We start from the raw sequence: 21715 nt of genomic DNA on the forward strand, positions 1-21715 counted from the left end.
CCATCCAAGCTTTTTAAGAAAAGAAAATTTTTCTAATAGGTAGACATAAAAAACGGCCACTCTGCATATGCAGCATGGCCGTTCGATTATCCAATAATTATTTTTCCTTCGGGATGGCGGTACAGCTCTTTCGATTGGGTTGGAACTAGTGTATACGCCAGAGTTAGCGGCCCCATCCGCCCAATAAACATGACGATAATGATTAATATTTTTCCAATATCGGTCAAATGAGGGGTTAGCCCCATCGATAATCCTGTTGTTCCGAATGCTGATGTCACCTCGAACATGACGGTTAAGAAATCGGTCTCTTCCGTGGCTGTTAGGATCATTGTGAACAGCACAATGGTAGCAACAGAGACGGCTGTAATCGTCAATGCTTTATGGACCCGGTCCTTCGCTAATCTTCTCTTGAAGAAGACGACATCCTCTTTACCACGCATCATAGCGATTACAGCCCCGATCAGAATGGCAAAGGTCGTTACTTTAATACCGCCGCCTGCCGATCCAGGAGAAGCGCCGATAAACATCAGAATAATAAGCAGAAATTGACTCGCATTACGCATGGCGGCAATATCGAGTGTATTCGCACCGCCAGAGCGGGGCGAGATGGATTGGAACAGCGAACTGAACAGCTTGCCGGTAAAGCTGAGCGGCTGCAGCGTATTCGTAAATTCGAATATAAAGAGAAGTACAGCCCCACCCAGGAACAAAATACCGGATGTAGTCAGCACAACTTTAGAGTGAAGCGAGAACTTGCGTATTTTCGGGAAATCAACCATTTCGCCAAGCACGATAAAACCGATGCCGCCAAGAAAAATAAGGATCATAAGCACGGCATTAATGATCGGATCATCGACATGATTGGTAAAGCTGTTAAAGGGACCATGAATCGGACCCATAATATCAAGACCTGCGTTCGTAAACATGGAGACGCTATGAAAGACGCCATAATAGAGCGCCTTATCAACCGGCATGATTGCTGACCACCTTGCCGTGAGAATCAGGGCTCCGACGGCCTCAATGGTAAAGGCATAAATGAGGACGCGACGGATAAAACGGACGATCCCTTCAAGCGAAGTATGGCTGATTGATTCTTGAAGCCAGAGCCGCTCTCTGAGCGAGATCCGCTTGCGGAAAGCTAGAGCGAATAACGTCGCCATCGTCATGAAGCCGAGACCGCCAACCTGCATCAGCATCAAAATGACGATTTCACCAAAGGCAGAGTAATGGGTTCCTGTATCGACAACAACAAGCCCGGTTACGCATGCAGCCGATGTTGCTGTAAAGAAAGCATCAATAAATGGCGTATGTATTTGGTCTGCCGACGCGTAAGGCAACGATAGCAGGATGGAACCGATCAAGATAATGATAACAAAGCCTGTTGTTAAGAGCTGAGGCGGGGTTATTTTCGTCAAGTACGATTTCTTCAAGCGTGTATCACCTTTCATGAAAGCATCGTCAAATTCTAAGTTCTTATGTTTATCTGGTATAATTAGTATAAAGGCAAATGGTACAGGAGGACAGAGTTACATGAAATCAAGATATATTGCGAGTCTATCGCTAGCCATTATGTTTATTGGATTTATTGTGACCAGATGGTGGCTGCCGGAGAATGATTGGACCATGCTGCTGGAAAGTGGGTTTGAAGCGGGGCTTGTCGGAGGGATTGCTGACTGGTTTGCGGTAACCGCCTTGTTCCGTCATCCGTTTGGTATTCCCATTCCACACACGTCATTGCTGCTTAAGAACAGGGACAAAATCGTCAATTCACTCATTTCTGCAATGGAAACGGAGCTTCTAAACAAGGAAAGCATCAGCAGGAAGCTTAAAGAATTGAAGCTGTTTAAAGGAATTGCGTCCGGGATTGTAGGTTTGCTGAGCAGGCGCAGCGTACGGGTCGGCGTGCTTCGTTTTGCCCAATCCTCCATTGAACAGGTTCCACTCGAGAAGCTTAGCGTTAAGATCCAAGAACTTGGGGCTGACTATGTTCGTAAGCAGGATATCGTTCCGATCGTAGATAAGCTGACCGATAAATTCGCTTACGACGGCTGGGATGAGAAAGCTCTAGATTTTGTATTAGAGCAAGGCAAGGAATGGGTCAAGAAGCGGGAAACCGAGCAATTCTTCGGCAGACTGGCGCACAGCAAGATGGAGGAAATGCAGGTTGGCGGTTTTATGGGCTTTGCCGTTCAGGCGTTTGTTGGCTTTATGAGTCCGGAAAAGCTTGGTCCAATCATTCAGGGAATGCTGTTATCCAGTATTAAGGAGCTGAGCATCCCGGGGAACCCGAACAGGCAGAAGCTGCTTGACGAGGTGAAAAAGCATGCATTAGCGTTGTCCGCAAACGAAGAATTGATGGCTCAACTGAAAAATTGGCTGCAGACCAGCATAGAAAGTGTCCAGCTAGAGCGGTTTATTCATCTTCGTCTTGAAGAGCTTCGTCAACTGCTGCTGGATAAGCTGGAAGATGAGTGCCTGAATGGCGGACGTGTGCTTGTTAGAGGCTTCCGCTTCTTGACAGAAGCAGCAAAAGGTAAGGAAGAGCTGCTTGACCGCTGGGAGCAGTCTATTCTGTCCTTTATGGTCAACTGGATTGAGAAGAACCATTACCGGATCGGACTGCTTGTCCGTGATAATTTGAACAAGATGGACGATCAGGCGCTGGTCAGTATGCTTGAGCAGAAGATTGGAAACGACCTGCAGTGGATTCGTGTGAATGGTGCGGTGTGCGGCTTTATTGTAGGCGTTATCCTTTACTTTTTCTAATTAGGAGAGTGCAGGAGGAATAACAGGTGTCCTTATTACAGTTAAACAAGGTATCCAAATATAAATTTGATGAGGAAAAGGCATGGCTGTTCCGGGATATAGCGGCAGATATTAGTGCCGAAGACCGCATAGTTCTGATAGGGGGCTCCGGTCAAGGGAAAAGCACGTTGCTGCGCATTATCGCGTTGCTTGAAGGAATGGACGACGGTGAGATCTGCCTGGAGGGTAAAACAAGTAAGGAATGGAAGCCGCAAAGCTGGCGCAAGAAGGTGAGTTACGTTGCGCAGAAGCCTGTTATGCTTACGGGCAGCATCGAGAATAATTTACGTACGGTCAGCCTATTGCATGATCGGCCTTTTGAAGAAGAGCTTGCCCGGCGCTATATGGAGGCTGTAGGGCTCGGGCAGCTCGATTGGGGCAAGAATGCCGTTGACCTCTCCGGCGGCGAGCAGCAGAGATTGGCACTTGTCCGTTCTCTTATGTTAAATCCGGATATTCTTCTTCTTGATGAGATAACATCCTCGCTTGATCCAGGAAGCAAGCATGCGGTAGAGCAGCTGCTGCTGGAATGGGTGTCAGAAGCTGACTCGTCAAAAGCTTATTTATGGATTACGCATGATGTAGAGCAGGCTCGTGCAATCAGCAATCAGGTTTGGTTTATGGCGGAGGGATGTTTGCTTGAGAAGGGGGAGGCAACAGCTTTCTTCGAGCATCCGAATACCACTCAGGCCAAAAAGTTCATGAGTGGCTTGCAGACAGAAGTGGTGAAGCATCCATGAGCAATATGGCGCTCATCTGTACGTTATGTTTTGTTGCGGTCGCGGCATTCATCTCCATGAAGCAGAAGCTTGGACTGGAAAAGGAAATCTTAATCGGAACATTACGTTCAGCAGTCCAACTGCTCTTTATCGGCTATGTCCTCCACTTTGTATTTGGAACAAGTAACCCGTTCTTTATTCTCATCATCATTACGGGCATGATCTTGGTTGCAGCCTGGAATGCCGGGGCAAAAGCAAAGCATATAAGGGGCATTCGGCTGCGAATTGCAATTACGCTTGCTTGTACGGAAGGCGTTACGATGGGCATCTTGCTGGGTCTTGGCATTATTGCACCAACGCCTCAATATATCATTCCGGTAAGTGGCATTATTATCGGGAGCTCTATGATCGTATGCGGATTATTGTTAAATCGCATGAAGCGGGAGATGGAGGCAGCAAGGGGCGAGATGGAGATGCTTCTTGCACTTGGGGCAACAGAAAAGCAGGCGATTCACAGCTCCTTGCGCCGCTCTGTCAGAGCCAGCATGATTCCGACCATTGACGGGATGAAGACGGTGGGGCTTGTACAGCTGCCAGGCATGATGACGGGGATGATTGTGGCGGGAGCAGATCCGATTGAGGCTGTTCGATATCAGATTCTGATTATGTTTGTTCTAGCGTCTTCAGCAGCGATGACAGCGATGATACTTAGTTTAATCAGCTATAAACTTTGGTTTACGAAAGATGCCAGACTACTGCCTGTACTTCCAGCAGATTAGGGTACTCGCATCCTTTGCAGCAATGATCGAAATGAAGATTAAACCTTCGGGTTTGGTCAAGAAGGATGCGAACACCTATTACTTAATGAGTGGGGGACAGCCAGGTAACCCAAAAAGCCAAACAAACCAGTGTAAATATGACAGTAGGCGGGATAACGACTAATGTCACCTTCATATAATCTTTCCAGCTTAATTTCACTTTATATTGCTTTAGAATGTGCAGCCATAAGAGTGATGCAAGTGTCCCGATCGGAAGAACCAGTGATCCGATATCACTCCCAATGACGCTGGCCAGATAAGCGATTTTCAGCGTAAGAGGGTCCAGATTCATATGGGTCAGGGTCATGGTACCAACCATAAGAGCAGGGTGGTTATTAAAGAAAGTAGATAGCAGGGATATAAGTCCGCCCATCAATAGACTTGCATTCAACAGATCCCCTGAAACAAGTGGTTGGAAGACATGGATAAGCATATCGGTTAATCCTATATTATTTAAGCCATATATAATAACGTACATGCCAAAAGCGAAGATAAGAATATGCCATGGGATTTTGGTGAGAACATCCTTAGGCGGCACCTTCAGATAAATCCAACGCCAGCTAAGCAAGAGCAAAGAACCAGCAACCGCGATCCACTCGATTGGGATATGGAAATAGGAGCCGGCAAATAAGCTTAATCGGACGAAAAAAACAAATAATAAGACATATCCCATAAAGCGATTGCTGAATTTGCGGCTGGAACGATCATCAATAGAGTGGCGAAGCGGATGACTGGGTATTGGATGCTGAGGGATGGAGACTGTCATCGGAATTTTCTTAGGCAATTGCTGGTAAAAGTAAATAAACATCAGAGTAACGAGGAACAGCAGGCCAAGTGTTGCAGGTACAAACATCATTAAGGTTTGCATGTACAGGTCCATATGAACAATTTTGAGTGCGATCAGGTTAACGATATTGCTTACCCCTATTGGTGCGCTTGAAGCGGTGGCGACTAATGCTCCGGACAATAAATAGGGAATCTTCTGGCGGTTTTTCAGCCCTAGATGCTGCAGCATAATAAGCAGAATCGGGGTAGTAATGAGGATGCTTCCATCATTATTGAAGAATAGGGTCATAAGAAAACATAGGAGATTGACATACCAGAACAAACGGATCCCCGAGCCACGTGCCCGTATAGCTAGTCCTTCAGCAGCCCAAACAAAAAAACCAAAGCTTTCTAATACAATGGCCATTACAATTGTCGCCATAATCGTTATGGCAGCACCGCTTACCGTTGTGCTTATTTGCACAACGTCTTGCATCGATACCGCGCCGCTTAGAATAACAAGAATAGCGCCAAAGGTTGCAGGTATAGCCTCGTTTAATCCCCTTGGTCTCCACAGAATAAGCAGTAAAGTAAAGACAAAGGAAATTAGTGTAATTGAAACCGCAGCAGATTGCATGTAAGAATCACCTCAATTCAGTCAGATTACTTATGCGGTTCCTTCCTCCCTCCATCCTTATTCTCTACTACAACTATCACTAGTAGATATTGATAGTATATTAATATGTGCCTTCTTAATGGAGCGTACTAGTCAGATGAATCTATAAATCTATAAATCCGCTATCTTTAAGCAAAAAGAAGCCTGCTCTTTCCAAAGAGGAAAGAACAAGCTTCTAAAAAGGTTTATTAAGAAAGGGTTGCTGCCTGATCCTGATTAATCCACTCTTGTGACCACTTCTGAATTTCCCGCACAATAGGCTCCAAAGCTCGCCCTTTCTCTGTTAAGGAATATTCAATGCGGACAGGAATTTCCGGATAGACGACCCGGATTACGATTCCTTCGTTCTCCAAATCCTTAAAGCGCTCGGATAACAGCCTGCCGCTGATTGGAAGAGCGGCTTGAACGGCGCAGAAACGCTGCGGCCCGGATAACAGTTGGTAAATAATTAAGCCGATCCAACGTTTCCCAATGAGATCCATCCCTTTCTGCAGACGCGGACAAAGGTCAGATTGCTCCATAAAGATCACCTCGATTGAATTCCATTTCATTATAGTCACTATGTTAAATGAATACAAGCAAACTTTTGTCAGGCTTGTAACTTGACGTCACTTGTTTATGAATTTATAATTAGTTACTATTAGTAACGAAGAATTCAGTAATTTTTTCCATACTGGCGGATGTAGGCCAATGGCAGAAAGGACCAGCTGCCTGTTGCGCTTATGCTTAAATCTCAATATACTGGTATTCACTGCAAGTTTTTGGTCCATTATTCGTGGTTTATTATTCAGCTAAAAAAAGAAGGTGCGATAGATGACGAAACAACATATCTTATCGATATTAAAAAATAAAATTAAAACAATCGACAATGGAGACCATGCTATCCATGTCGTTGGTCCAATTAAGCTACCGGTGGATCTGGACGGCGAGACGGTTACGTTCCAATGGTATAGCTGGCTGCGTCGAGACAATCATACGAATGAATCGGTAGAAGAGCTTATTACGGAACTAAACGCCGTACATTATGCGGAATTCCAGCAATCAAGCGTACTTGTCTATGGTGATTTCGAGCATGAGGAAGAAGCACTTATCCGTATGCACAGCATTTGTCATACCGGAGATATCTTCGGAAGTCAGCGCTGCGACTGCGGGTTCCAGCTTAAGCAATCGATGAAGATGATCATTGCAAATGGAGCAGGTGCTTTATTCTACTTGGCGAATCATGAAGGACGTGGCATTGGTCTTTTCAGCAAAGCAATGGCGTACTTGCTGCAAGAGGAAGGGCTTGATACAGTAGATGCTAACCTTGAGCTAGGCTTCGCCGAAGATGCACGTGATTACAGCGAGGCGATCAGCGTACTGAAGCTTCTGCGGAAAGCGCCGGTGTCCATCATTACGAATAACCCTCGTAAAGTGGAAGCGATGCGTGATGCGGGAATGAATGTTTTATCGCGAGTGCCGCTATGGGGAGAAGCTTCTGTTCATAATGAGAAATATTTATCGACAAAAGTTGTCCGTTCCGGTCATTTCGAACGGAAATTAGCCTTGAAATAAGGAACAGGCCGAGTGATCGGCCTGTTTTTTTGCTGCCGGACCGAAACCAAACCATATATCCTGTCGTCTAATGGATATGCTCAATCTGGCATAAACTATATGGAACGGAAGGTTGGGTGTGTATGAATAGTCAAATAAAACAGTCATTATATATATTGCTGTCTATATGGATTGCCATTGGACTTGTGGGATGCAGTAAAGGAAAGTCCGATGAAAACATTGCAAATAAGGAATTAAGGTCTGAGAAGCCGGGTGCTGCTGAAGCGGTAGAGAAAAGTGCAGATCAGGATGCGCTGATTCAAAAATTCAATACCGTAGTCAGCAGTGCCAAGGAAGCATCGGATATTGTTTCTTTCCTGAATGAGAATATGAATAAAGCAGGGCAGAATAATGCCGATCAAATGGTGAGGGAGCTCTATACGTTTTATAGCAAGGATCTGGAGCGGTCGCAGCAAGCTTTTTTTGCCGATGATGTGCAAAAGGTCCTTACCGAGATGGACTGGCCGATTACATCAGCGAATGCGGCCTCCATTCCGGATGATACGATCAGGCAGCTCGTTGTAACGAAGTTATCCGGCGGCTATAAGCTGGTATGGGTGGAAGGCTCAATTTATCCGATCGTGGATTACAGCAGTCAGCAAATATACAGCACGTATTTGTCCAAGCCGTTAAACAGCTATATTGCTCTAAAAGCAGCTGAATCGAGTGAGCCTGCTGCAATGGATGCCGGACTTGTGATTTCCTGGAATGAACTTTCCAATAGAGCCATTATGGCAGAAACCTTCCTGCGGGATTTTCCTGATTCACCGGAATATCAGGAAGTGGAAGACCTCTATTTGGACCGGTATTTAAGCATGTATTTGAAAGGTCTTCCGAATACACCAATAGCCAATTCTGAAAACTTAAAGGTAATACCAGAGGTTAAGGCCAGTTATGTTAAAATAACGAAAGAAAATCCAGATACGGTTACAGCAAAAATGGCTGATCGTTTGTTGAACATACTTGCTGAATCCAATGACGTTGTATTGATCCAGGGGCCAAGTGGGAAAAGGCTTCTGCCGGAGGTGGAACAGTTCCAGAAAAACTATCGGACGATGGCGAAAAGTCTGTTGTAATCTGCCTGTAACTCATCCAAAAAACGACAAAATTATTTTGCGTTCCGCATTCTTTTCAAGTATGATGGGATGTAACATACGAAAACTAGAAGGAGTAGAACATGAACACAAAAACGAGCCATTGTAAAATTGTCGATTGTACGATCCGTGACGGCGGACTTGTGAATAACTGGGATTTCAGCGTTGAATTCGTTCAGCATCTGTACAAAACATTGGACGAAGCTGGCGTAGATTATATGGAAATCGGCTACAAAAACTCACCAAAGCTGTTGAAAGGTGCAGACACAGCAGGCCCTTGGCGTTTCCTGGATGACAACTTCCTGAAAGAAGTTATCCCAAGCAAAGGCAACACAAAACTGTCCGCACTTGTAGATATCGGACGTGTAGACGAGAATGACATTTTGCCGCGCAGCGAAAGCTTGCTTGACCTGATTCGTGTAGCTTGTTACATCCAAGATGTGGACAAGGCTCTTGAGCTGGTTCAACTGTTCCATGAACGCGGTTATGAAACAACGCTTAACATCATGGCTCTCTCCAATGTCATGGAGAACCAACTGATTGAAGCGTTCGAATTGATTAAAGCAAGCGTAGTAGACGTTGTCTATATTGTAGACTCTTATGGCAGCCTGAAGCCAAACGACTACAGCTACCTGATTGATAAATTCCAACATCATCTGCCTAATAAACGTCTAGGCATCCATACGCATAACAATATGCAGCTTGCTTTCGCAAATACACTGATTGCTGCTGAAAAAGGTGTGGAGTTGCTGGACGCTTCGGTATACGGCATGGGCCGCGCTGCAGGCAACTGCAACACGGAGCTGCTTGTAGCTAACCTGCAAAATGCGAAATACAATGTACGTCCGCTTCTCGACATGATCGAGAAATACATGATTCCACTTCGTGAGAAGGAAGAGTGGGGCTACATTATCCCTTACATGATCACAGGTATGCTTGATGAGCATCCTCGTTCGGCAATGGCACTTCGCGATTCCAACGACAAAGATAAATGTGTCGACTTCTACGATCGTTTGACGACTCCTGAGGTTGCTCACAGTAAATAGTGTGTGTGTTGGGCCGCCTTGGTTAAGGCGGCCTTTTTTATTTGGGATGTTAAGTGCATGCTCAGGGTGGTAATGTTTCTCTTCCGGCTGCTGTTGGAGTCGTGGGATCTGATTTGAATTGTGTAAGGTTTTCCCACGACACCAAAGGCAGGCGCTGACGCTCCTCCAGAGATACATTACCTCACTTCGCACACAACCCCAATAAAGGGGCTGCCTTAAAATAGGCTGCCCCTTTGTGATGGGGACAGTTGGATTTGCCTGCGTGGCTCTGCCGCAGGCCGGCGGATAATTGATCCGCCCATCTCTCACTCACTTGATTCGACGAGAGATGACTCGAACATACTTGAAAGCATAAACTTTACTCTATTCCGCTTCTAACGAATCCTGGTATTCTTATTTGCTCTAAAAAGCCCTTTTGCGGATTCTAACGAATCCTAGATACGCTATTTAGACTTTTGACATCGTTTATTGCCGCCAGTCGGCCAAATAACGATACTAGGATTCTTTAGAATTTATACGTTGCCCAATTCATCCAAATAAGACTTCTACGATTCGTTAGCGCTCTGACCAAGGTGGAAAAGGCGCTAGATGGGAGATAAAGTGGACGGTTATAGCAGGTGAAGAGCAAGGTTAGTTTGGTGGGGAGACGATAAGGCTGTGGGGAGCTGTGATGAGCATAGAATACTGGTAAATACTAGTGAATACTGGTGGGTGGTGAGACGTTAGAGGATGGGGACGGGGAAGAGATAGGAACTGCCTGATATAGGCAGCTCCTTGGTGAAACGGAAGTTAGTTTTACAGCTTTTTTTTCATGGTGACGTGAGGGATGCCCTCTTCCATGAAGATGTCGGAGACGGTGTGGTAGCCGAGTTTGGTGTAGAAGGCTTCAGCATGTGTCTGGCCGTTTAGTTTGGCTTCCTTTAGACCGGCTTCACGGGCGGCCGATTCGAGTGCCTCGACGATTGCGCGGCCAAGGCCGTATTTGCGATGGGATTCAAGTACGCAGATACGCTGCAGCTTGGCAGCGCCATCGACCTCTCTTAGGCGACCTGTAGCAACAGGTTCGCCATTGTAAAGGACAAGCACATGCTTGGCTGTTGCGTCGAATTCATCGTATTCGTTCTCGGCAGGGACGCCTTGTTCGTCAACGAACACTTTTTTACGGATATCAAAGGCCGCTTGCAGATCTTGTTCATTGGTAATAACTCTCGAAGTAATGGTCATGATGTAGATATCTCCTTCCATATGTACAAAAAAGCATTATGATTCGCGAAGCTCTCCGTCGCCTCGAATGGCTGCAGCCTGATGTGGCTCATTCGGATGCAGGTAGGCTGTTCCGTTAAAGGTTCGTCCGTCCAGAGCTGTTGCGAAAAGCTCGATTCGAATGTCCTCGCTTTGTCCAAACCACTCGAGCAGCTCAAGATCCTTTACTCCATTAACATCCACATACCAAAGCCGGGAGCCATAATCCGACACTAATACAAGCTCGGCTGTCTGAAACGGAAGCTCCTTCATTTGCTGTTGGTATACAATTTCAATGTCCTTTAATTGAATGGTTTCCATTATTGCAGCCCTCCATGAACGACATAGAACGGCGTGGAAGAAATGTATGCCGTGATGTCTGCTTTTGATTGTAATGTTCATTGCCGGTTAATGCAACAATCGCCAGCCCTGCTTCGTCTTACTAATTAACAAAAAAAGGGGGTTGTGGAAAATGCTTAAATTACAAACAAAAAGCAAGCTCATGACCATGATGATTTTTACGCTTATTGCATTACTTGTCTTGGGAGGCTGTTCTTCATCAAGTAATAATAATGCGGCGAATAAAGGTGCACCGGGTACAAACAGCAGCGCATCAAATACAGCTGCGGATGACCGTGGACACACAAAAGAAAACCGAGTAGAAGAACCTACTAAGGCAACAGAAGAAGTCCGCAGGCAGGGTCGGACAGATGCACCTATTCAAGCAGGACAGCTTACAGCTGGTGAGTGGGATGATCTTGCGGCCTGGGAGCGGTTCGATAACTTATTGAACAGCAGAGAGGGGAGCATCAGCTTAACCGATTGGCAGTTCAATAGCTTCAACCGGCTTGAGGTGATGGTTACTTCGGATGGCCGGGCCGTATCTGACGCCAAGGTAAAGCTGATCGGGCAGCAGAAAGACGTCGTATGGGAAGCGAGAACGAATGCTGACGGAAGAGCTTACCTCTTTGCTGGATTATTCCGGGATAATCAGCAGCAGACCGATCAAAGAACTCGTTATTCCGTTGAGGTTATGGCTGACCAGCAGAAAAAGCGGATTCAGGATATTGATGTCCCTGGCCAAGGTACGTTAAAGGTTGATCTGGACGATGAAATGTCCATCTCCGATCAGGTTGATGTTATGTTTGTCGTAGATACGACTGGCTCCATGCAGGACGAGATGGATTATCTAGAAGCAGAGCTGAAGGATGTGATCGGCCGGGTAGGCGATCAACATGCGAATCAGCTGGATATACAGATGAGTACGAATTTTTACCGTGATGTTCATGATGACTATGTCGTCAAGTCGAATCCTTTTACTAAGGACATCGATCAGGCTGTTAAGCTTATTGCCCAGCAGAAAGCGCAGGGAGGCGGGGATTATCCCGAGGCAGTAGAGCAGGCTTTACGCAATGCCATCAGTGAGCATAAATGGAGTGAGAAAGCGCGGGCGAGGCTGCTGTTCCTTGTGCTGGATGCCCCTCCGCATCAAGAGACTCAAATGATACAAGAGATGCACAGCGTGATGGCTGAGGCAGCCAAGGAAGGTATTCGAATCATACCGGTTGCTTCCAGTGGTATTGATATCGATACGGAGTATTTGCTGCGGTTTGCGGCTGTTGCAACGGGAGGAACGTATTTGTTCTTGACCGATGACAGCGGTATCGGAAGTGATCATTTGGAACCGGCTGTTGGGGAATATGAGACAAAGCTGCTTAATGATCTGCTTGTAGAGGTCATTAATCGTTATGTGGAGTAGTTAAATTGAGGTTTGTAAGAGATCGACCCGAAGCCAGCAGGCTTGGTATAAGGGCCGATCTCTTTTTCTCTGTGCAGGATAGCCGTCGTGCAGGTTTTCTTTTACAATGTATGAAAAGAACAGAGTCGGGGGCTGGTGGAAATGACGGTTCAACTAACGCCGCTTGGCGACCGGGCGGTTGTCGTTCAACTGGAACAAGCTGCAGGTGCGGACGGCTGGAGGCAAATGGCTGATTTTGCATGGGCCTTGAGGCAGCAAGCCGAAGGTTGGATTGTTGATGTTGTACCCGCTTATGAAACGGTGACGGTTTTGTATGATCCTTCTGTGCTATGGCAGGAGATTGGGAAAGGTTCAGAGACGCAAGACCTCGTACCGTATGAATTGGCGGAGCGAAAGCTAAGAGGGTTTATTGCAAGAGGTATTTTGGATTCGGACCGGGAAATTCAGTCACGGCAGATTGATATTCCAACTTATTATGGCGGACGGTACGGGCCAGATTTGTTGGAGTCGGCAGCTCGTTCAGACCTGATGGCTGATCAATTTATTGAAGAGCATGCTAAAGCGGCATATACGGTGGCGATGATTGGTTTTATGCCGGGTTTTCCTTATTTGAGCGGCTTGCCTCAGCAGCTTGAGCAGCCTCGCAAATCAGCGCCTCGCGCTGTCGTTCCGGCTGGATCGGTTGGTATAGCCGGTAAGCAGACTGGGATTTATCCCCTCGCAACACCAGGTGGCTGGCAGATCATTGGCTATACCCCAATCGTGCTGTTTGATAAAGAACGAAGTGAGCCGGTGCTTCTAAGAGCAGGCGACCGCATCAGGTTTATTCCCATGTAACTGACGAGAGGGTGATCGGTATGGAATTGGAAGCGGGAGATTCGAGCGGCGGCATGAAAGTAGTGAAGGCCGGACTGCTCACAACCCTTCAGGATTTGGGAAGAGACGGCTTCCGTTCAACCGGGATATCGAGCGGAGGGGCAATGGACCGTTATGCCTTGCGGATCGCTAATCTGCTTGTAGGTAACGAGGAAGGTGAGGCAGGCCTGGAAATAACGCTTGTTGGTCCTGAATTGGTGGTTGAGACCGATTTGCTTATTGCCGTTTGCGGTGCCTACATGGAACCTACAGTTAATGGGGAAGAGCTGCCGATGTGGCGGCCGGTCTTTGTGCCGCGCGGCGCGGTGCTGCGCTTTGGCCGCGCTGTCAGCGGCTGTCGTGTCTATGTGGCGGCAGCTGGGGGCTTTGGCGTGCCGCGTGAGCTCAGCAGCCGCAGCACGGATGTACGCGCCGCGCTGGGCGGACTAGCCGGGCGGCGCCTTGCCGCCGGCGATGCCCTGCCCTGCGGCGCAGGGCAAAGCGCAGCTGCCCCGTCCCGGTGGGCAGCTGCATGGCTTGCGGCGCTGTCGCGGCTTGGCGAAGCCGCCGCAACAGCGCCACTAGGCGCGGGGCGCTGCCTGCCTTGGGCGGCCGCGCCATGGTTTGCGCCGCCGGCAGCCTATGGCGGCGGCGACGGCGAAGACGGCATCGTGCTTCGCGCGATGCCGGGGAGCGAATACGGGCAGTTCAGCGAAGCTGCCCGTGAAGCCCTGTTCCGGGAGCGGTATTACATCGCTCCCGCCTCAGACCGGATGGGGTGCCGCCTCATCGGCACCCCGCTTACAAGACTATCCCGTGCGGAGCTGCTCTCGCACGGGGTAACGCCCGGCGCCGTGCAGGTGCCGCCCGGCGGCGGACCAATCATCTTAGCCGCTGACTGCCAGACGACCGGCGGCTATCCGAAGATCGCGCATGTCGCAACGGTCGACATGCCGCTGCTAGCGCAGGCGAAACCGGGTGATGCCATCCGGTTTCAGCCTGTCACGCTAGCCGAAGCGCAGCGGCTGGATCGCCAGCGCGAGCAGGACATCCGCATGCTGGCTGCTGCCATTCGCAGCCGTCAGCCTTAATAGAGAAAGGAGCTTCATTATGACAAGCGATCATAATTCACTTATTCGCACAGTTGATCTTAACTGTGATTTTGGAGAAGGCTTTGGTACCTATACCTTTGGGCAGGACACGGAGCTGCTTCAATATGTCACCAGCGTCAACATCGCCTGCGGCTTTCATGCCGGCGATCCCCATACGATGCGCACGGCGGTTAATCAAGCACTTGCTGCTGGTGCAGCCATCGGAGCACATCCTGGCCTGCCCGATCGGCTTGGCTTCGGACGCCGGGAAATGTCAGTCAGCGCTTCTGAGGTATATGATTTCACGTTGTACCAGCTTGGTGCGCTGCAAGCTATCGTGAGGGCTTCGGGCGGAAGGCTTAATCATCTGAAGCCGCATGGGGCTCTCTATCATATGGCAGGCCGGGATAAGACAATAGCCGAAGCGATCATCAAGGCCGCTCTGGCTGTAGATGATCAGCTTATCATTTACGGCCAATCCGGCAGTCTTATACTAGATACAGCGATTCGTTTCGGAATCCCCTATGCCTCTGAAGTATTTGCAGACCGGGCATATGAACCAGATGGCAGTCTTGCCGCCCGCAGCAAGCCAGGGGCTGTTCTCCATGATGCTGACGAAGCTGCGGCACAGGCAGTAGCTATGGCTGCGCAAGGAATCGTCTATACGCCGGATGGTTCACCCGTCCATGTTCAGGCGGATACCATTTGCCTGCATGGGGATGGTGCTCATGCAGCCCTATTTGCTTCCCGTATTAACGAGGCTTTAATAGCGGCCGGTATTAATCTCCATTCTCCAAGCAGGATGCTGCGTGAATAAGCGGCAGCTAGGAGTGAGAGTATTTGTATATGGCTCCTTACTCCCGGGTCTTAGCAACCATCATGTTGTATTGCCATACATAAGGGATACCGCCGTCAGTGGTGTTATTTCGGGCCGGCTCGTTGATGTAGGTGAATATCCTGCAGCAGTTAGGGATCTGGCTTCCCGGATACGTACTTCCGTTATTCAAGGCCTATGGTTAACGATTGACCCTAGTGGGCTGGTCCTATTGGATGAACTTGAGGAATTTTACGGGATAGAGGAATTAAACGACTATGAACGAATCTGGGTGCGTGATATTCATAATCCCAATCTGGAGGGCTGGGTCTATATATGGCCGGAAGACCGTAGCTGCCCAGCTGTTTCTGAAGTCTTTTGGCCTGATTACTTGAAAAAACTTACTGGTAAATAATAGCTTTCATGCCGTGTTAATTTTTCGCTAGACTCCAATGAAATAATCTCCTAAAATTAGATATTATGTATGAGATTTGATAGGGATCGGGGAGAGGTTAACTATGACTGAAGATGGTATTACAGGAGAATTCTTTGAAGGTTATAAGGTAACATTCCCTATGGGGCGATTTGATGTATCCGTCTATATGACGAAGGTCTACTATGAGGGCTGGAAATATTTCAGGGATGCCGAAATTACCGATGTCTGGGTGGAAGAGGTCAAGCTCGATCTGGTCAAGTTTTTGCGATAAGTGAATGAAATATTATGGAGAATGTGCCAAGATGGCATGTCCTCCATTTTTTATGCTCCTAAAGTTCAAAAATTCCAAATTTTGTACTAGATCAAGATAGGTCAGCAATCGGTGAATGTAGTGTCCTCACAGATCCAAGAGGTATCTTCCTCCGTTCAGCAAATGGCAGCTGGTGCTGAGCAGATGGTACAATCGATGAAGTCTATTACGGAGGTGTCGGAGCATACGGCTTCCGGTGCGCAGCAAGTATCTGCTTCAGCGGAGGAGCAGCTGGAATCGATGAAAGGGATTGCCGGTGCTGCGCAATCGGTATCTCAAATGGCGGAGCAGCTGCAATTGGAGATCAAGAAATTTAAGGTGTAATGCTGCAAATAATCCGGCTATCCCTAATAAAGGGACTGCCGGATTATTTATGAACGAACATTAAGCTTGAACAGCAGGATCCTTGCGTTCCGCAAAATGTCTTTTAACACGAATAGCCATTAAGGAAGCGAAGAAGCAGGTAAAGCCGGCGATCACAAAAGCCTGCGAATAGGTGCCAAGCCAATCTCGCATAAGCCCTGCGCCATATGCAGCGACTGAAGCACCGATCTGATGGGCAACAACAATCCATCCGAAAATCATGCCTGATTTTTCTTTTCCGAATGTCTCGCCAGCGAGCTTCGCGGTTGGAGGTACTGTTGCAATCCAATCGAGCCCGTAGAACACCGAGAAAATAACGAGCATAGATGGAGTAGCATCAAGCGCGAATGGAAGGAACAGCAGTGACAAACCCCGTAAGCCGTAGTACCAGAACAATAGCCAGCGGCTGTCGAAGCGGTCGGACAACCAGCCGGAGATTGTCGTTCCGAATAGGTCAAATATGCCCATCATCGCCAGCAGCCCTGCAGCAGCAACCTCAACCATTCCGTGATCGCCGCAGGCGGCAATAAGATGAGTGCCAATCAAACCATTTGTTGAAAATCCGCAGAAAAAAAAGGTTCCAGCGAGCAGCCAAAACGTTTTATTTTTCATCGCAAAAACAAGATTATGAATAGGAGTAAGAAATAAATGGCCTCGGAATGGCGTTGGAACAACCACTTCATCCGTTCCATAAGGAGCAGCACCAACATCGGAAGGATGATTCCTCATCCATATGGCTACAACAACAAGTACGACGACAATGCCGGCTACCGCTGTATACATTGCATACCGCCAGCCGTAATCGGAGGTCATCCTGGCCAGAAGGGGCAGGAACAACAGCTGTCCTGCAGCAGCACTTGCCGTCAATAGTCCAACGACAAGTCCTTTGCGCTTGACGAACCATAGATTGCTGACGGTGACCCCAAGCACGTTGGCCATCATACCTGTTGCAAGACCGGAGACAAGACCCCAAAGCAGATCAAACTGCCATAAGGCAGTGATGAATGGCGTAACCGCAAGGCTTGCCGCTAATATCGACAGAGACAGCAGCACCACCTTTCGAATCCCGAAGCGCAGCAAGAGGGCAGCAGAGAAGGGACCAACAAGCCCGTAAAGTAAGATTCCAATCGAAGCGACACTGGAGATTTCGCCTCTGCTCCAGCCAAATTCCTCTTGGAAGGGAATCATTAATACACTTGGCATGGAGCGAATACCTGCGGATACTAACAGGGTAACGAAAGTTAGCAGAACGACAATCCAGCCATAATAAAACTTACTTTTTACTTGTACTTGATTTGTCATTTCACACCTCAATTTTGTTTGTACATACAAACGTATAATTAAAAAAATTTGATTAAACAAAAAATTAAATTATCTCTCTAATTGATCACTTGTCGCCTCTTGCGTTTGGGTCAGAAGCACTGCAGCTTCGACGCCAAGAATGTCTTGATACGTTTGAAGAAGCTTCTTGGAAGCGGCTCGAATAGTTGGTTCCAGCTCCCGGCCTTTCTCTGTTGGGTAGACAAGGACCGTCTTGCCCTGTACCTTGCGCTCCACGAGACGTTTGCCTTCCAGCTTATCGATGAATCGAGTGAGGGTGGAGGGAGTAATATACAGCTTCTCGGACAATTCCTTCTGCGTAATGCCAGGCTTTGCTACAACCAACCGGATTACATAGCCGTATGCAGGAGCAAGCCCCGTTGTTGCGAAAGCTTCGTCAGCCATGCGGGTAATGGCTCTGCTCAAGCGATTCGTTGTGAAGTAGAGACAATTATGCAAAAAAGACTCGTTAGCGTCGTCTTCGTTGGTGAGGTTCTCGTTTGTCATACGATATACCCTCCTCGTTAATGTGATGACTTCTATTTTGTATGTACAACAAAAATAATAAAAAAAGGGAACCCTGTCAATAGAATTTTTGCGGAGGATGGAAAATGCCCATAAGGACACTCTCCAGCCAATGGATGCGTAATTTATGCCGGTATCATATGCGTTAAGTTAGTTGTCTTCCTCTGCCTCATAAGCGATTAAGCTGATTGTTGATCCGAATTGATCCGTCAGCTTCTGCTCCAAATGGCGAATCTCCTCAAGAGCATCTACATGACTCCCAAGCTCTGCAAGTTTAAAATAAGTCTCTGTCATCCCGTTATTCCTCCAATCTTCACATCTATTCCTCATTCTTCTCGCGGGCGAGGCTTCTTATACGAATCGCTCGTTGTTCTTTACGAGGGCGTTTAGTACACTTGAAGGGGGATCCTTTTATTTTCCATTACCCGGGAAATTGTTATTATCATTAATGATTCACGATGTCAAACGGAGGGTTCATCCGATGTCTTATAAATGGCTGAAGTTTTTTATCATGTGGCTGCCTGTAATTGTGGTTGGATTATGGGAGTACGTACGGCATGTCTTTTTGCTGCCTTTTATCTCGATGGAGCTTGGCAACTTTCTTGCGCCTGCACTTGTATTTCTTATCACCTTAACTTTAACAAGAGGGCTGTTTGCCAAGCTCGAGCAGATGCAGGAGGCACTGCAAAGGGAGCGGTTATCAAAGGCGTCCTTCCAGCAGCGTGAGCAGCTGGCGCGTGAACTGCATGACGGCATATCGCAATCCTTATTTTTACTGTCGGTAAAGCTTGATCGGCTTGAGCATACAGAACTAAATGATGAGGCAAGAGAAACGACAGAACAGATCCGTAAGACGGTTAAGCATGTCTATGAGGACGTCCGCCAATCGATCGCCAATTTGCAGTCTCCGGCTGTAGTTGTAGATGATTCCTGGCTGAATGCAATCTACAGTGCGGCCTCTGATTTGCTGCAAAACAGCGGCATCCACGTTCAGCTTGACTGGCAGCTTCCGGAAGGAGTCTTGACGAATAAACAGATGGTGGAGCTTCAGGCCATTATTCGGGAAGCGCTGATGAATGTCCGAAAGTATGCGCAGGCAACGGAAGTACAGGTCATTTGCCATCAGCTTGATGAGGATGGGAATTTTGACTGTGAAATAAGAGATAACGGAGTAGGGGCAGAGTCTAGCAAAATTGAAGCAAAGGATCGCTATGGCATCCGAATGATGAAGGAACGGGCAGAGCAGATGGGCTGGTCGTTCCGCATTACAAGTGCCAAGGGAGAAGGGACATGGATTCGTATTATGTCAGGAGGGGACAAGAATGAATAAGGAGCAGGAAGCATTAATCCGGGTATTTCTGGTGGATGATCATCCGCATGGAAGAGAAGGTATGCGGGAGATTATTGGTTCGGATCCGGATTTCACGGTTGTTGGCGAAGCAGCGAGCGGTGAGGAAGCGATTGCCCGCATCGATGATGTTTTACCCGATCTCGTGTTGATGGATATCAATATGCCGGGGATGGGAGGACTTGAAGCGACGCAGCAGTTAAAGTTTCTATACCCTTCCTTAAAGATTGTCATGGTCACGGTATCCGATGATATTACCCATCTGTTCGAGGCGATAAAGCGGGGGGCACAGGGTTATCTGTTTAAAAATTTAGCACCTTCGGCTTGGAAGGAATACCTGCGGGCTGTTGTGGTTGATGAAGCGCCTATGTCGAAGGAGATTGCCTTCAAGCTGCTGCAGGAGTTTTCATCTGCGGTATCTGGCGGCGCGGCCGATGGAAACAGCAGGGCTAAGCCGGGAATAAGTGATTCTTCTGTGCTGACCACACCTCTTACATCTAGAGAGAAGGATATTCTTGAGCGCGTAGTGACGGGGGAATCGAATAAGGAAATTGCAACGGCATTTGGGTTATCCGAGCATACGGTCAAGAATCATCTGAAGAACATTTTGCAGAAGCTGCATCTCGATAACCGAGTTCAGCTTACCCGTTATGCATACGAGCAAGGACTGCTGGGAAAATAGGTCTGTCTATGTTTGTTTAACTCATGGAGTTGCAAGGGAATAAGGAAAAGCATATAATATGGATTATTGTGTCTATAATATTTTAAAATGAGTAAAGCTTTGATGGAGATAAGTAAGCAGAACTGCCGGACAGGGAGAAGACGCCATGGATTGCGAGCGTTTTTACGATAACCAGGCTGCTGAAATTCACTCCGGAGCAGACATCTGAACCGCTGCGGCCTTGTTGCCAAAGCGTGAGTAGGGAAGGTCCGGTTCCCGCCGTTAACGGGGCTTAAGGGATTGTGTTGTTTGCTTATAGGTATAAGCGAGGAACAGCAATCCAAATTAGGGTGGTACCACGGTCTTTCGTCCCTTACGGGGAGGAAGGCCTTTTTTTGTTTTTATAATCCAAGATGGAGGCGAGATTTTACGATGAAAGAACGTTTGGAAGCCCTACGCGGCGAAGCGCTGCAAGAGCTGCAGCAGGTCGATAATCCGCAGCAGTTGAATGATTTACGTGTCAAATACTTAGGAAAAAAAGGTGCACTTACCGAGATTTTGCGCGGTATGGGCGGCCTTAGCGCTGAAGAGCGTCCAGTGATTGGTCAAGTGGGGAATGAGGTTCGCGCTGCGATTGAATCGGTTATTGACGAGAAGCAAAATGCTTTCCTTGCGGCTGAGACAGAAAACCGTCTTCGCGCAGAAACCATTGACGTAACGCTGCCAGGTAAAGCTTTGCCTACTGGCGCTGTACATCCACTGAACAAAGTGGCGCAAGAAATCGAAGATGTATTCGTAGGCCTTGGTTACTCCATAGCAGAAGGTCCGGAAGTGGAAACCGATTATTTCAACTTCGAAGCGCTTAATCTGCCGAAAAATCACCCGGCCCGCGACATGCAGGATTCGTTCTATATTACGGAAGATATCCTGATGCGTACTCATACATCCCCGGTGCAAGTGCGGACGATGCAGCAAATGAACGGCAAGCCTATTAAAGTCATTTGCCCTGGTAAAGTATACCGCCGCGATGATGACGATGCGACTCACTCGTTCCAATTCAATCAAATTGAAGGTCTTGTGGTTGGTCCTAACATCCGCATGAGTGATCTGAAAGGCACGCTGCTTCAGTTTGTACAACAAATGTATGGGGAGCAGGCACAAATTCGTCTTCGTCCAAGCTTCTTCCCGTTCACGGAGCCAAGTGCGGAAGTAGACGTAACCTGCGTACAATGCGGCGGTCATGGCTGCCGGATGTGTAAGCAAACAGGCTGGCTTGAAATTCTTGGCTGCGGCATGGTTCATCCGCGCGTGCTCGAGATGGGCGGCTACGATCCAGCAGAAGTGAGCGGATTTGCATTTGGTATGGGCGTAGAGCGTATTGCTCTTTTGAAATACGGCATCGATGACATCCGTCATTTCTATACCAATGATCAACGGTTCTTAAGCCAATTCGCGAGAATGTAAGGGGAGGGGAA

Annotated in this window: 24 protein-coding genes; 16 read left to right on the forward strand and 8 right to left on the reverse strand. The window is 47.8% G+C overall.

Annotated elements, in window-relative coordinates; genetic code table 11:
- Positions 1-86: 86 nt before the first annotated feature.
- On the reverse strand, positions 87-1448 hold the full coding sequence (locus tag AB4Y93_RS16605; protein WP_441893798.1) for a TrkH family potassium uptake protein: 1362 nt from the start codon (positions 1446-1448) through the stop codon (positions 87-89).
- A gap of 82 nt (positions 1449-1530) precedes the next feature.
- On the opposite strand from AB4Y93_RS16605, the gene AB4Y93_RS16610 reads away from it, so the two are divergent.
- Genes AB4Y93_RS16610 through AB4Y93_RS16620 form a run of 3 tightly spaced genes read left to right on the forward strand, consistent with a single transcriptional unit; the run spans position 1531 to position 4303 of the window.
- Positions 1531-2766, forward strand: a complete 1236-nt coding sequence (locus AB4Y93_RS16610) for a DUF445 domain-containing protein (protein WP_441893800.1) — start codon at positions 1531-1533, stop codon at positions 2764-2766.
- 26 nt (positions 2767-2792) lie between these two features.
- The gene (locus tag AB4Y93_RS16615) at positions 2793-3545 is read left to right on the forward strand and encodes an ABC transporter ATP-binding protein (RefSeq protein WP_441893802.1); all 753 of its coding nucleotides are present in this window, start codon (positions 2793-2795) and stop codon (positions 3543-3545) included.
- The gene (locus AB4Y93_RS16620) at positions 3542-4303 is read left to right on the forward strand and encodes an ABC transporter permease (protein ID WP_441893803.1); all 762 of its coding nucleotides are present in this window, start codon (positions 3542-3544) and stop codon (positions 4301-4303) included. The genes AB4Y93_RS16615 and AB4Y93_RS16620 overlap by 4 nt, the downstream gene beginning before the upstream one ends.
- A gap of 82 nt (positions 4304-4385) precedes the next feature.
- Here AB4Y93_RS16620 and AB4Y93_RS16625 read toward each other — a convergent pair whose 3' ends face one another.
- Positions 4386-5744, reverse strand: coding sequence for an arsenic transporter (locus AB4Y93_RS16625; RefSeq protein ID WP_441893804.1), 1359 nt, complete (start codon positions 5742-5744; stop codon positions 4386-4388).
- Positions 5745-5971: 227 nt separating this feature from the next.
- Positions 5972-6304 carry a winged helix-turn-helix transcriptional regulator gene (locus tag AB4Y93_RS16630; RefSeq protein WP_441893805.1) on the reverse strand — a complete coding sequence of 111 codons (333 nt, stop codon included), beginning with the start codon at positions 6302-6304 and terminating at the stop codon, positions 5972-5974.
- Between the two features lie 292 nt (positions 6305-6596).
- On the opposite strand from AB4Y93_RS16630, the gene AB4Y93_RS16635 reads away from it, so the two are divergent.
- The 3 genes from AB4Y93_RS16635 to AB4Y93_RS16645 all read left to right on the forward strand — a co-directional run bounded on the left by AB4Y93_RS16635 (position 6597) and on the right by AB4Y93_RS16645 (position 9516).
- Positions 6597-7337, forward strand: coding sequence for a GTP cyclohydrolase II (locus AB4Y93_RS16635; protein ID WP_441893807.1), 741 nt, complete (start codon positions 6597-6599; stop codon positions 7335-7337).
- 122 nt (positions 7338-7459) lie between these two features.
- Entirely contained in the window at positions 7460-8452 is a 993-nt protein-coding gene (locus AB4Y93_RS16640; protein ID WP_441893808.1) for a hypothetical protein, read from the forward strand.
- Between the two features lie 101 nt (positions 8453-8553).
- Complete coding sequence (locus tag AB4Y93_RS16645; RefSeq protein ID WP_441893810.1) at positions 8554-9516, forward strand: aldolase catalytic domain-containing protein; 963 nt, start codon at positions 8554-8556, stop codon at positions 9514-9516.
- A gap of 795 nt (positions 9517-10311) precedes the next feature.
- Here the strand turns inward: AB4Y93_RS16645 and AB4Y93_RS16650 are convergent.
- Positions 10312-10740, reverse strand: a complete 429-nt coding sequence (locus tag AB4Y93_RS16650) for a GNAT family N-acetyltransferase (RefSeq protein WP_441893812.1) — start codon at positions 10738-10740, stop codon at positions 10312-10314.
- A 36-nt stretch (positions 10741-10776) separates the two neighbouring features.
- A complete protein-coding gene (locus AB4Y93_RS16655; RefSeq protein WP_441893814.1) occupies positions 10777-11079 on the reverse strand; it encodes a hypothetical protein in 303 nt (100 codons plus the stop codon).
- Between the two features lie 151 nt (positions 11080-11230).
- Here AB4Y93_RS16655 and AB4Y93_RS16660 point away from each other — a divergent pair, with 151 nt between their 5' ends.
- From AB4Y93_RS16660 to AB4Y93_RS16690, 7 genes are all read left to right on the forward strand, one after another.
- Positions 11231-12517 carry a VWA domain-containing protein gene (locus AB4Y93_RS16660; protein ID WP_441893816.1) on the forward strand — a complete coding sequence of 429 codons (1287 nt, stop codon included), beginning with the start codon at positions 11231-11233 and terminating at the stop codon, positions 12515-12517.
- A gap of 141 nt (positions 12518-12658) precedes the next feature.
- Entirely contained in the window at positions 12659-13354 is a 696-nt protein-coding gene (gene pxpB, locus AB4Y93_RS16665; protein WP_441893818.1) for a 5-oxoprolinase subunit PxpB, read from the forward strand.
- Positions 13355-13374: 20 nt separating this feature from the next.
- Positions 13375-14463: a biotin-dependent carboxyltransferase family protein gene (locus tag AB4Y93_RS16670; protein ID WP_441893820.1), complete on the forward strand. Its 1089-nt coding sequence runs from the start codon at positions 13375-13377 to the stop codon at positions 14461-14463.
- A gap of 19 nt (positions 14464-14482) precedes the next feature.
- Positions 14483-15280: a LamB/YcsF family protein gene (locus tag AB4Y93_RS16675; protein ID WP_441893822.1), complete on the forward strand. Its 798-nt coding sequence runs from the start codon at positions 14483-14485 to the stop codon at positions 15278-15280.
- Positions 15273-15692, forward strand: a complete 420-nt coding sequence (locus AB4Y93_RS16680; RefSeq protein ID WP_441893824.1) for a gamma-glutamylcyclotransferase family protein — start codon at positions 15273-15275, stop codon at positions 15690-15692. Before AB4Y93_RS16675 ends, AB4Y93_RS16680 begins: the two co-directional genes overlap by 8 nt.
- Before the next feature lie 103 nt (positions 15693-15795).
- Positions 15796-15984 (forward strand): hypothetical protein, encoded by a 189-nt coding sequence (locus AB4Y93_RS16685; RefSeq protein WP_441893826.1) that lies wholly within the window; start codon positions 15796-15798, stop codon positions 15982-15984.
- A gap of 120 nt (positions 15985-16104) precedes the next feature.
- Positions 16105-16347 (forward strand): methyl-accepting chemotaxis protein, encoded by a 243-nt coding sequence (locus AB4Y93_RS16690; RefSeq protein WP_441893828.1) that lies wholly within the window; start codon positions 16105-16107, stop codon positions 16345-16347.
- Positions 16348-16407: 60 nt separating this feature from the next.
- Here AB4Y93_RS16690 and AB4Y93_RS16695 read toward each other — a convergent pair whose 3' ends face one another.
- The 3 genes from AB4Y93_RS16695 to AB4Y93_RS16705 all read right to left on the reverse strand — a co-directional run bounded on the left by AB4Y93_RS16695 (position 16408) and on the right by AB4Y93_RS16705 (position 18525).
- Positions 16408-17688 (reverse strand): MFS transporter, encoded by a 1281-nt coding sequence (locus tag AB4Y93_RS16695; protein WP_441893830.1) that lies wholly within the window; start codon positions 17686-17688, stop codon positions 16408-16410.
- A 69-nt stretch (positions 17689-17757) separates the two neighbouring features.
- Positions 17758-18213: a MarR family winged helix-turn-helix transcriptional regulator gene (locus AB4Y93_RS16700; RefSeq protein WP_441893832.1), complete on the reverse strand. Its 456-nt coding sequence runs from the start codon at positions 18211-18213 to the stop codon at positions 17758-17760.
- Positions 18214-18381: 168 nt separating this feature from the next.
- Positions 18382-18525, reverse strand: coding sequence for a hypothetical protein (locus tag AB4Y93_RS16705; protein WP_441893834.1), 144 nt, complete (start codon positions 18523-18525; stop codon positions 18382-18384).
- 187 nt (positions 18526-18712) lie between these two features.
- Between AB4Y93_RS16705 and AB4Y93_RS16710 the strand changes: the two genes are divergently transcribed.
- From AB4Y93_RS16710 to pheS, 3 genes are all read left to right on the forward strand, one after another.
- Complete coding sequence (locus AB4Y93_RS16710; RefSeq protein ID WP_441893836.1) at positions 18713-19561, forward strand: sensor histidine kinase; 849 nt, start codon at positions 18713-18715, stop codon at positions 19559-19561.
- On the forward strand, positions 19554-20261 hold the full coding sequence (locus AB4Y93_RS16715; RefSeq protein ID WP_441893838.1) for a response regulator: 708 nt from the start codon (positions 19554-19556) through the stop codon (positions 20259-20261). Before AB4Y93_RS16710 ends, AB4Y93_RS16715 begins: the two co-directional genes overlap by 8 nt.
- A gap of 411 nt (positions 20262-20672) precedes the next feature.
- Positions 20673-21704: a phenylalanine--tRNA ligase subunit alpha gene (gene pheS / locus AB4Y93_RS16720; RefSeq protein WP_167282285.1), complete on the forward strand. Its 1032-nt coding sequence runs from the start codon at positions 20673-20675 to the stop codon at positions 21702-21704.
- Positions 21705-21715 lie beyond the last annotated feature (11 nt).

Origin of the sequence: Paenibacillus sp. YAF4_2 (assembly GCF_052113225.1) — a bacterium.
GTDB lineage: Bacteria > Bacillota > Bacilli > Paenibacillales > Paenibacillaceae > Pristimantibacillus.

Coding starts and splice junctions, on each gene's coding strand:
- AB4Y93_RS16670 (WP_441893820.1), top strand. CDS start 13,375: ATGGAATTGGAAGCGGGAGATTCGAGCGGCGGCATGAAAGTAGTGAAG.
- AB4Y93_RS16610 (WP_441893800.1), top strand. CDS start 1,531: ATGAAATCAAGATATATTGCGAGTCTATCGCTAGCCATTATGTTTATT.
- AB4Y93_RS16635 (WP_441893807.1), top strand. CDS start 6,597: ATGACGAAACAACATATCTTATCGATATTAAAAAATAAAATTAAAACA.
- AB4Y93_RS16625 (WP_441893804.1), bottom strand. CDS start 5,744: ATGCAATCTGCTGCGGTTTCAATTACACTAATTTCCTTTGTCTTTACT.
- AB4Y93_RS16630 (WP_441893805.1), bottom strand. CDS start 6,304: ATGGAGCAATCTGACCTTTGTCCGCGTCTGCAGAAAGGGATGGATCTC.
- AB4Y93_RS16645 (WP_441893810.1), top strand. CDS start 8,554: ATGAACACAAAAACGAGCCATTGTAAAATTGTCGATTGTACGATCCGT.
- AB4Y93_RS16655 (WP_441893814.1), bottom strand. CDS start 11,079: ATGGAAACCATTCAATTAAAGGACATTGAAATTGTATACCAACAGCAA.
- AB4Y93_RS16660 (WP_441893816.1), top strand. CDS start 11,231: ATGCTTAAATTACAAACAAAAAGCAAGCTCATGACCATGATGATTTTT.
- AB4Y93_RS16685 (WP_441893826.1), top strand. CDS start 15,796: ATGACTGAAGATGGTATTACAGGAGAATTCTTTGAAGGTTATAAGGTA.
- AB4Y93_RS16620 (WP_441893803.1), top strand. CDS start 3,542: ATGAGCAATATGGCGCTCATCTGTACGTTATGTTTTGTTGCGGTCGCG.
- AB4Y93_RS16715 (WP_441893838.1), top strand. CDS start 19,554: ATGAATAAGGAGCAGGAAGCATTAATCCGGGTATTTCTGGTGGATGAT.
- AB4Y93_RS16605 (WP_441893798.1), bottom strand. CDS start 1,448: ATGAAAGGTGATACACGCTTGAAGAAATCGTACTTGACGAAAATAACC.
- AB4Y93_RS16700 (WP_441893832.1), bottom strand. CDS start 18,213: ATGACAAACGAGAACCTCACCAACGAAGACGACGCTAACGAGTCTTTT.
- pxpB (WP_441893818.1), top strand. CDS start 12,659: ATGACGGTTCAACTAACGCCGCTTGGCGACCGGGCGGTTGTCGTTCAA.
- AB4Y93_RS16710 (WP_441893836.1), top strand. CDS start 18,713: ATGTCTTATAAATGGCTGAAGTTTTTTATCATGTGGCTGCCTGTAATT.
- AB4Y93_RS16675 (WP_441893822.1), top strand. CDS start 14,483: ATGACAAGCGATCATAATTCACTTATTCGCACAGTTGATCTTAACTGT.
- AB4Y93_RS16650 (WP_441893812.1), bottom strand. CDS start 10,740: ATGACCATTACTTCGAGAGTTATTACCAATGAACAAGATCTGCAAGCG.
- AB4Y93_RS16705 (WP_441893834.1), bottom strand. CDS start 18,525: ATGACAGAGACTTATTTTAAACTTGCAGAGCTTGGGAGTCATGTAGAT.
- pheS (WP_167282285.1), top strand. CDS start 20,673: ATGAAAGAACGTTTGGAAGCCCTACGCGGCGAAGCGCTGCAAGAGCTG.
- AB4Y93_RS16640 (WP_441893808.1), top strand. CDS start 7,460: ATGAATAGTCAAATAAAACAGTCATTATATATATTGCTGTCTATATGG.
- AB4Y93_RS16695 (WP_441893830.1), bottom strand. CDS start 17,688: ATGACAAATCAAGTACAAGTAAAAAGTAAGTTTTATTATGGCTGGATT.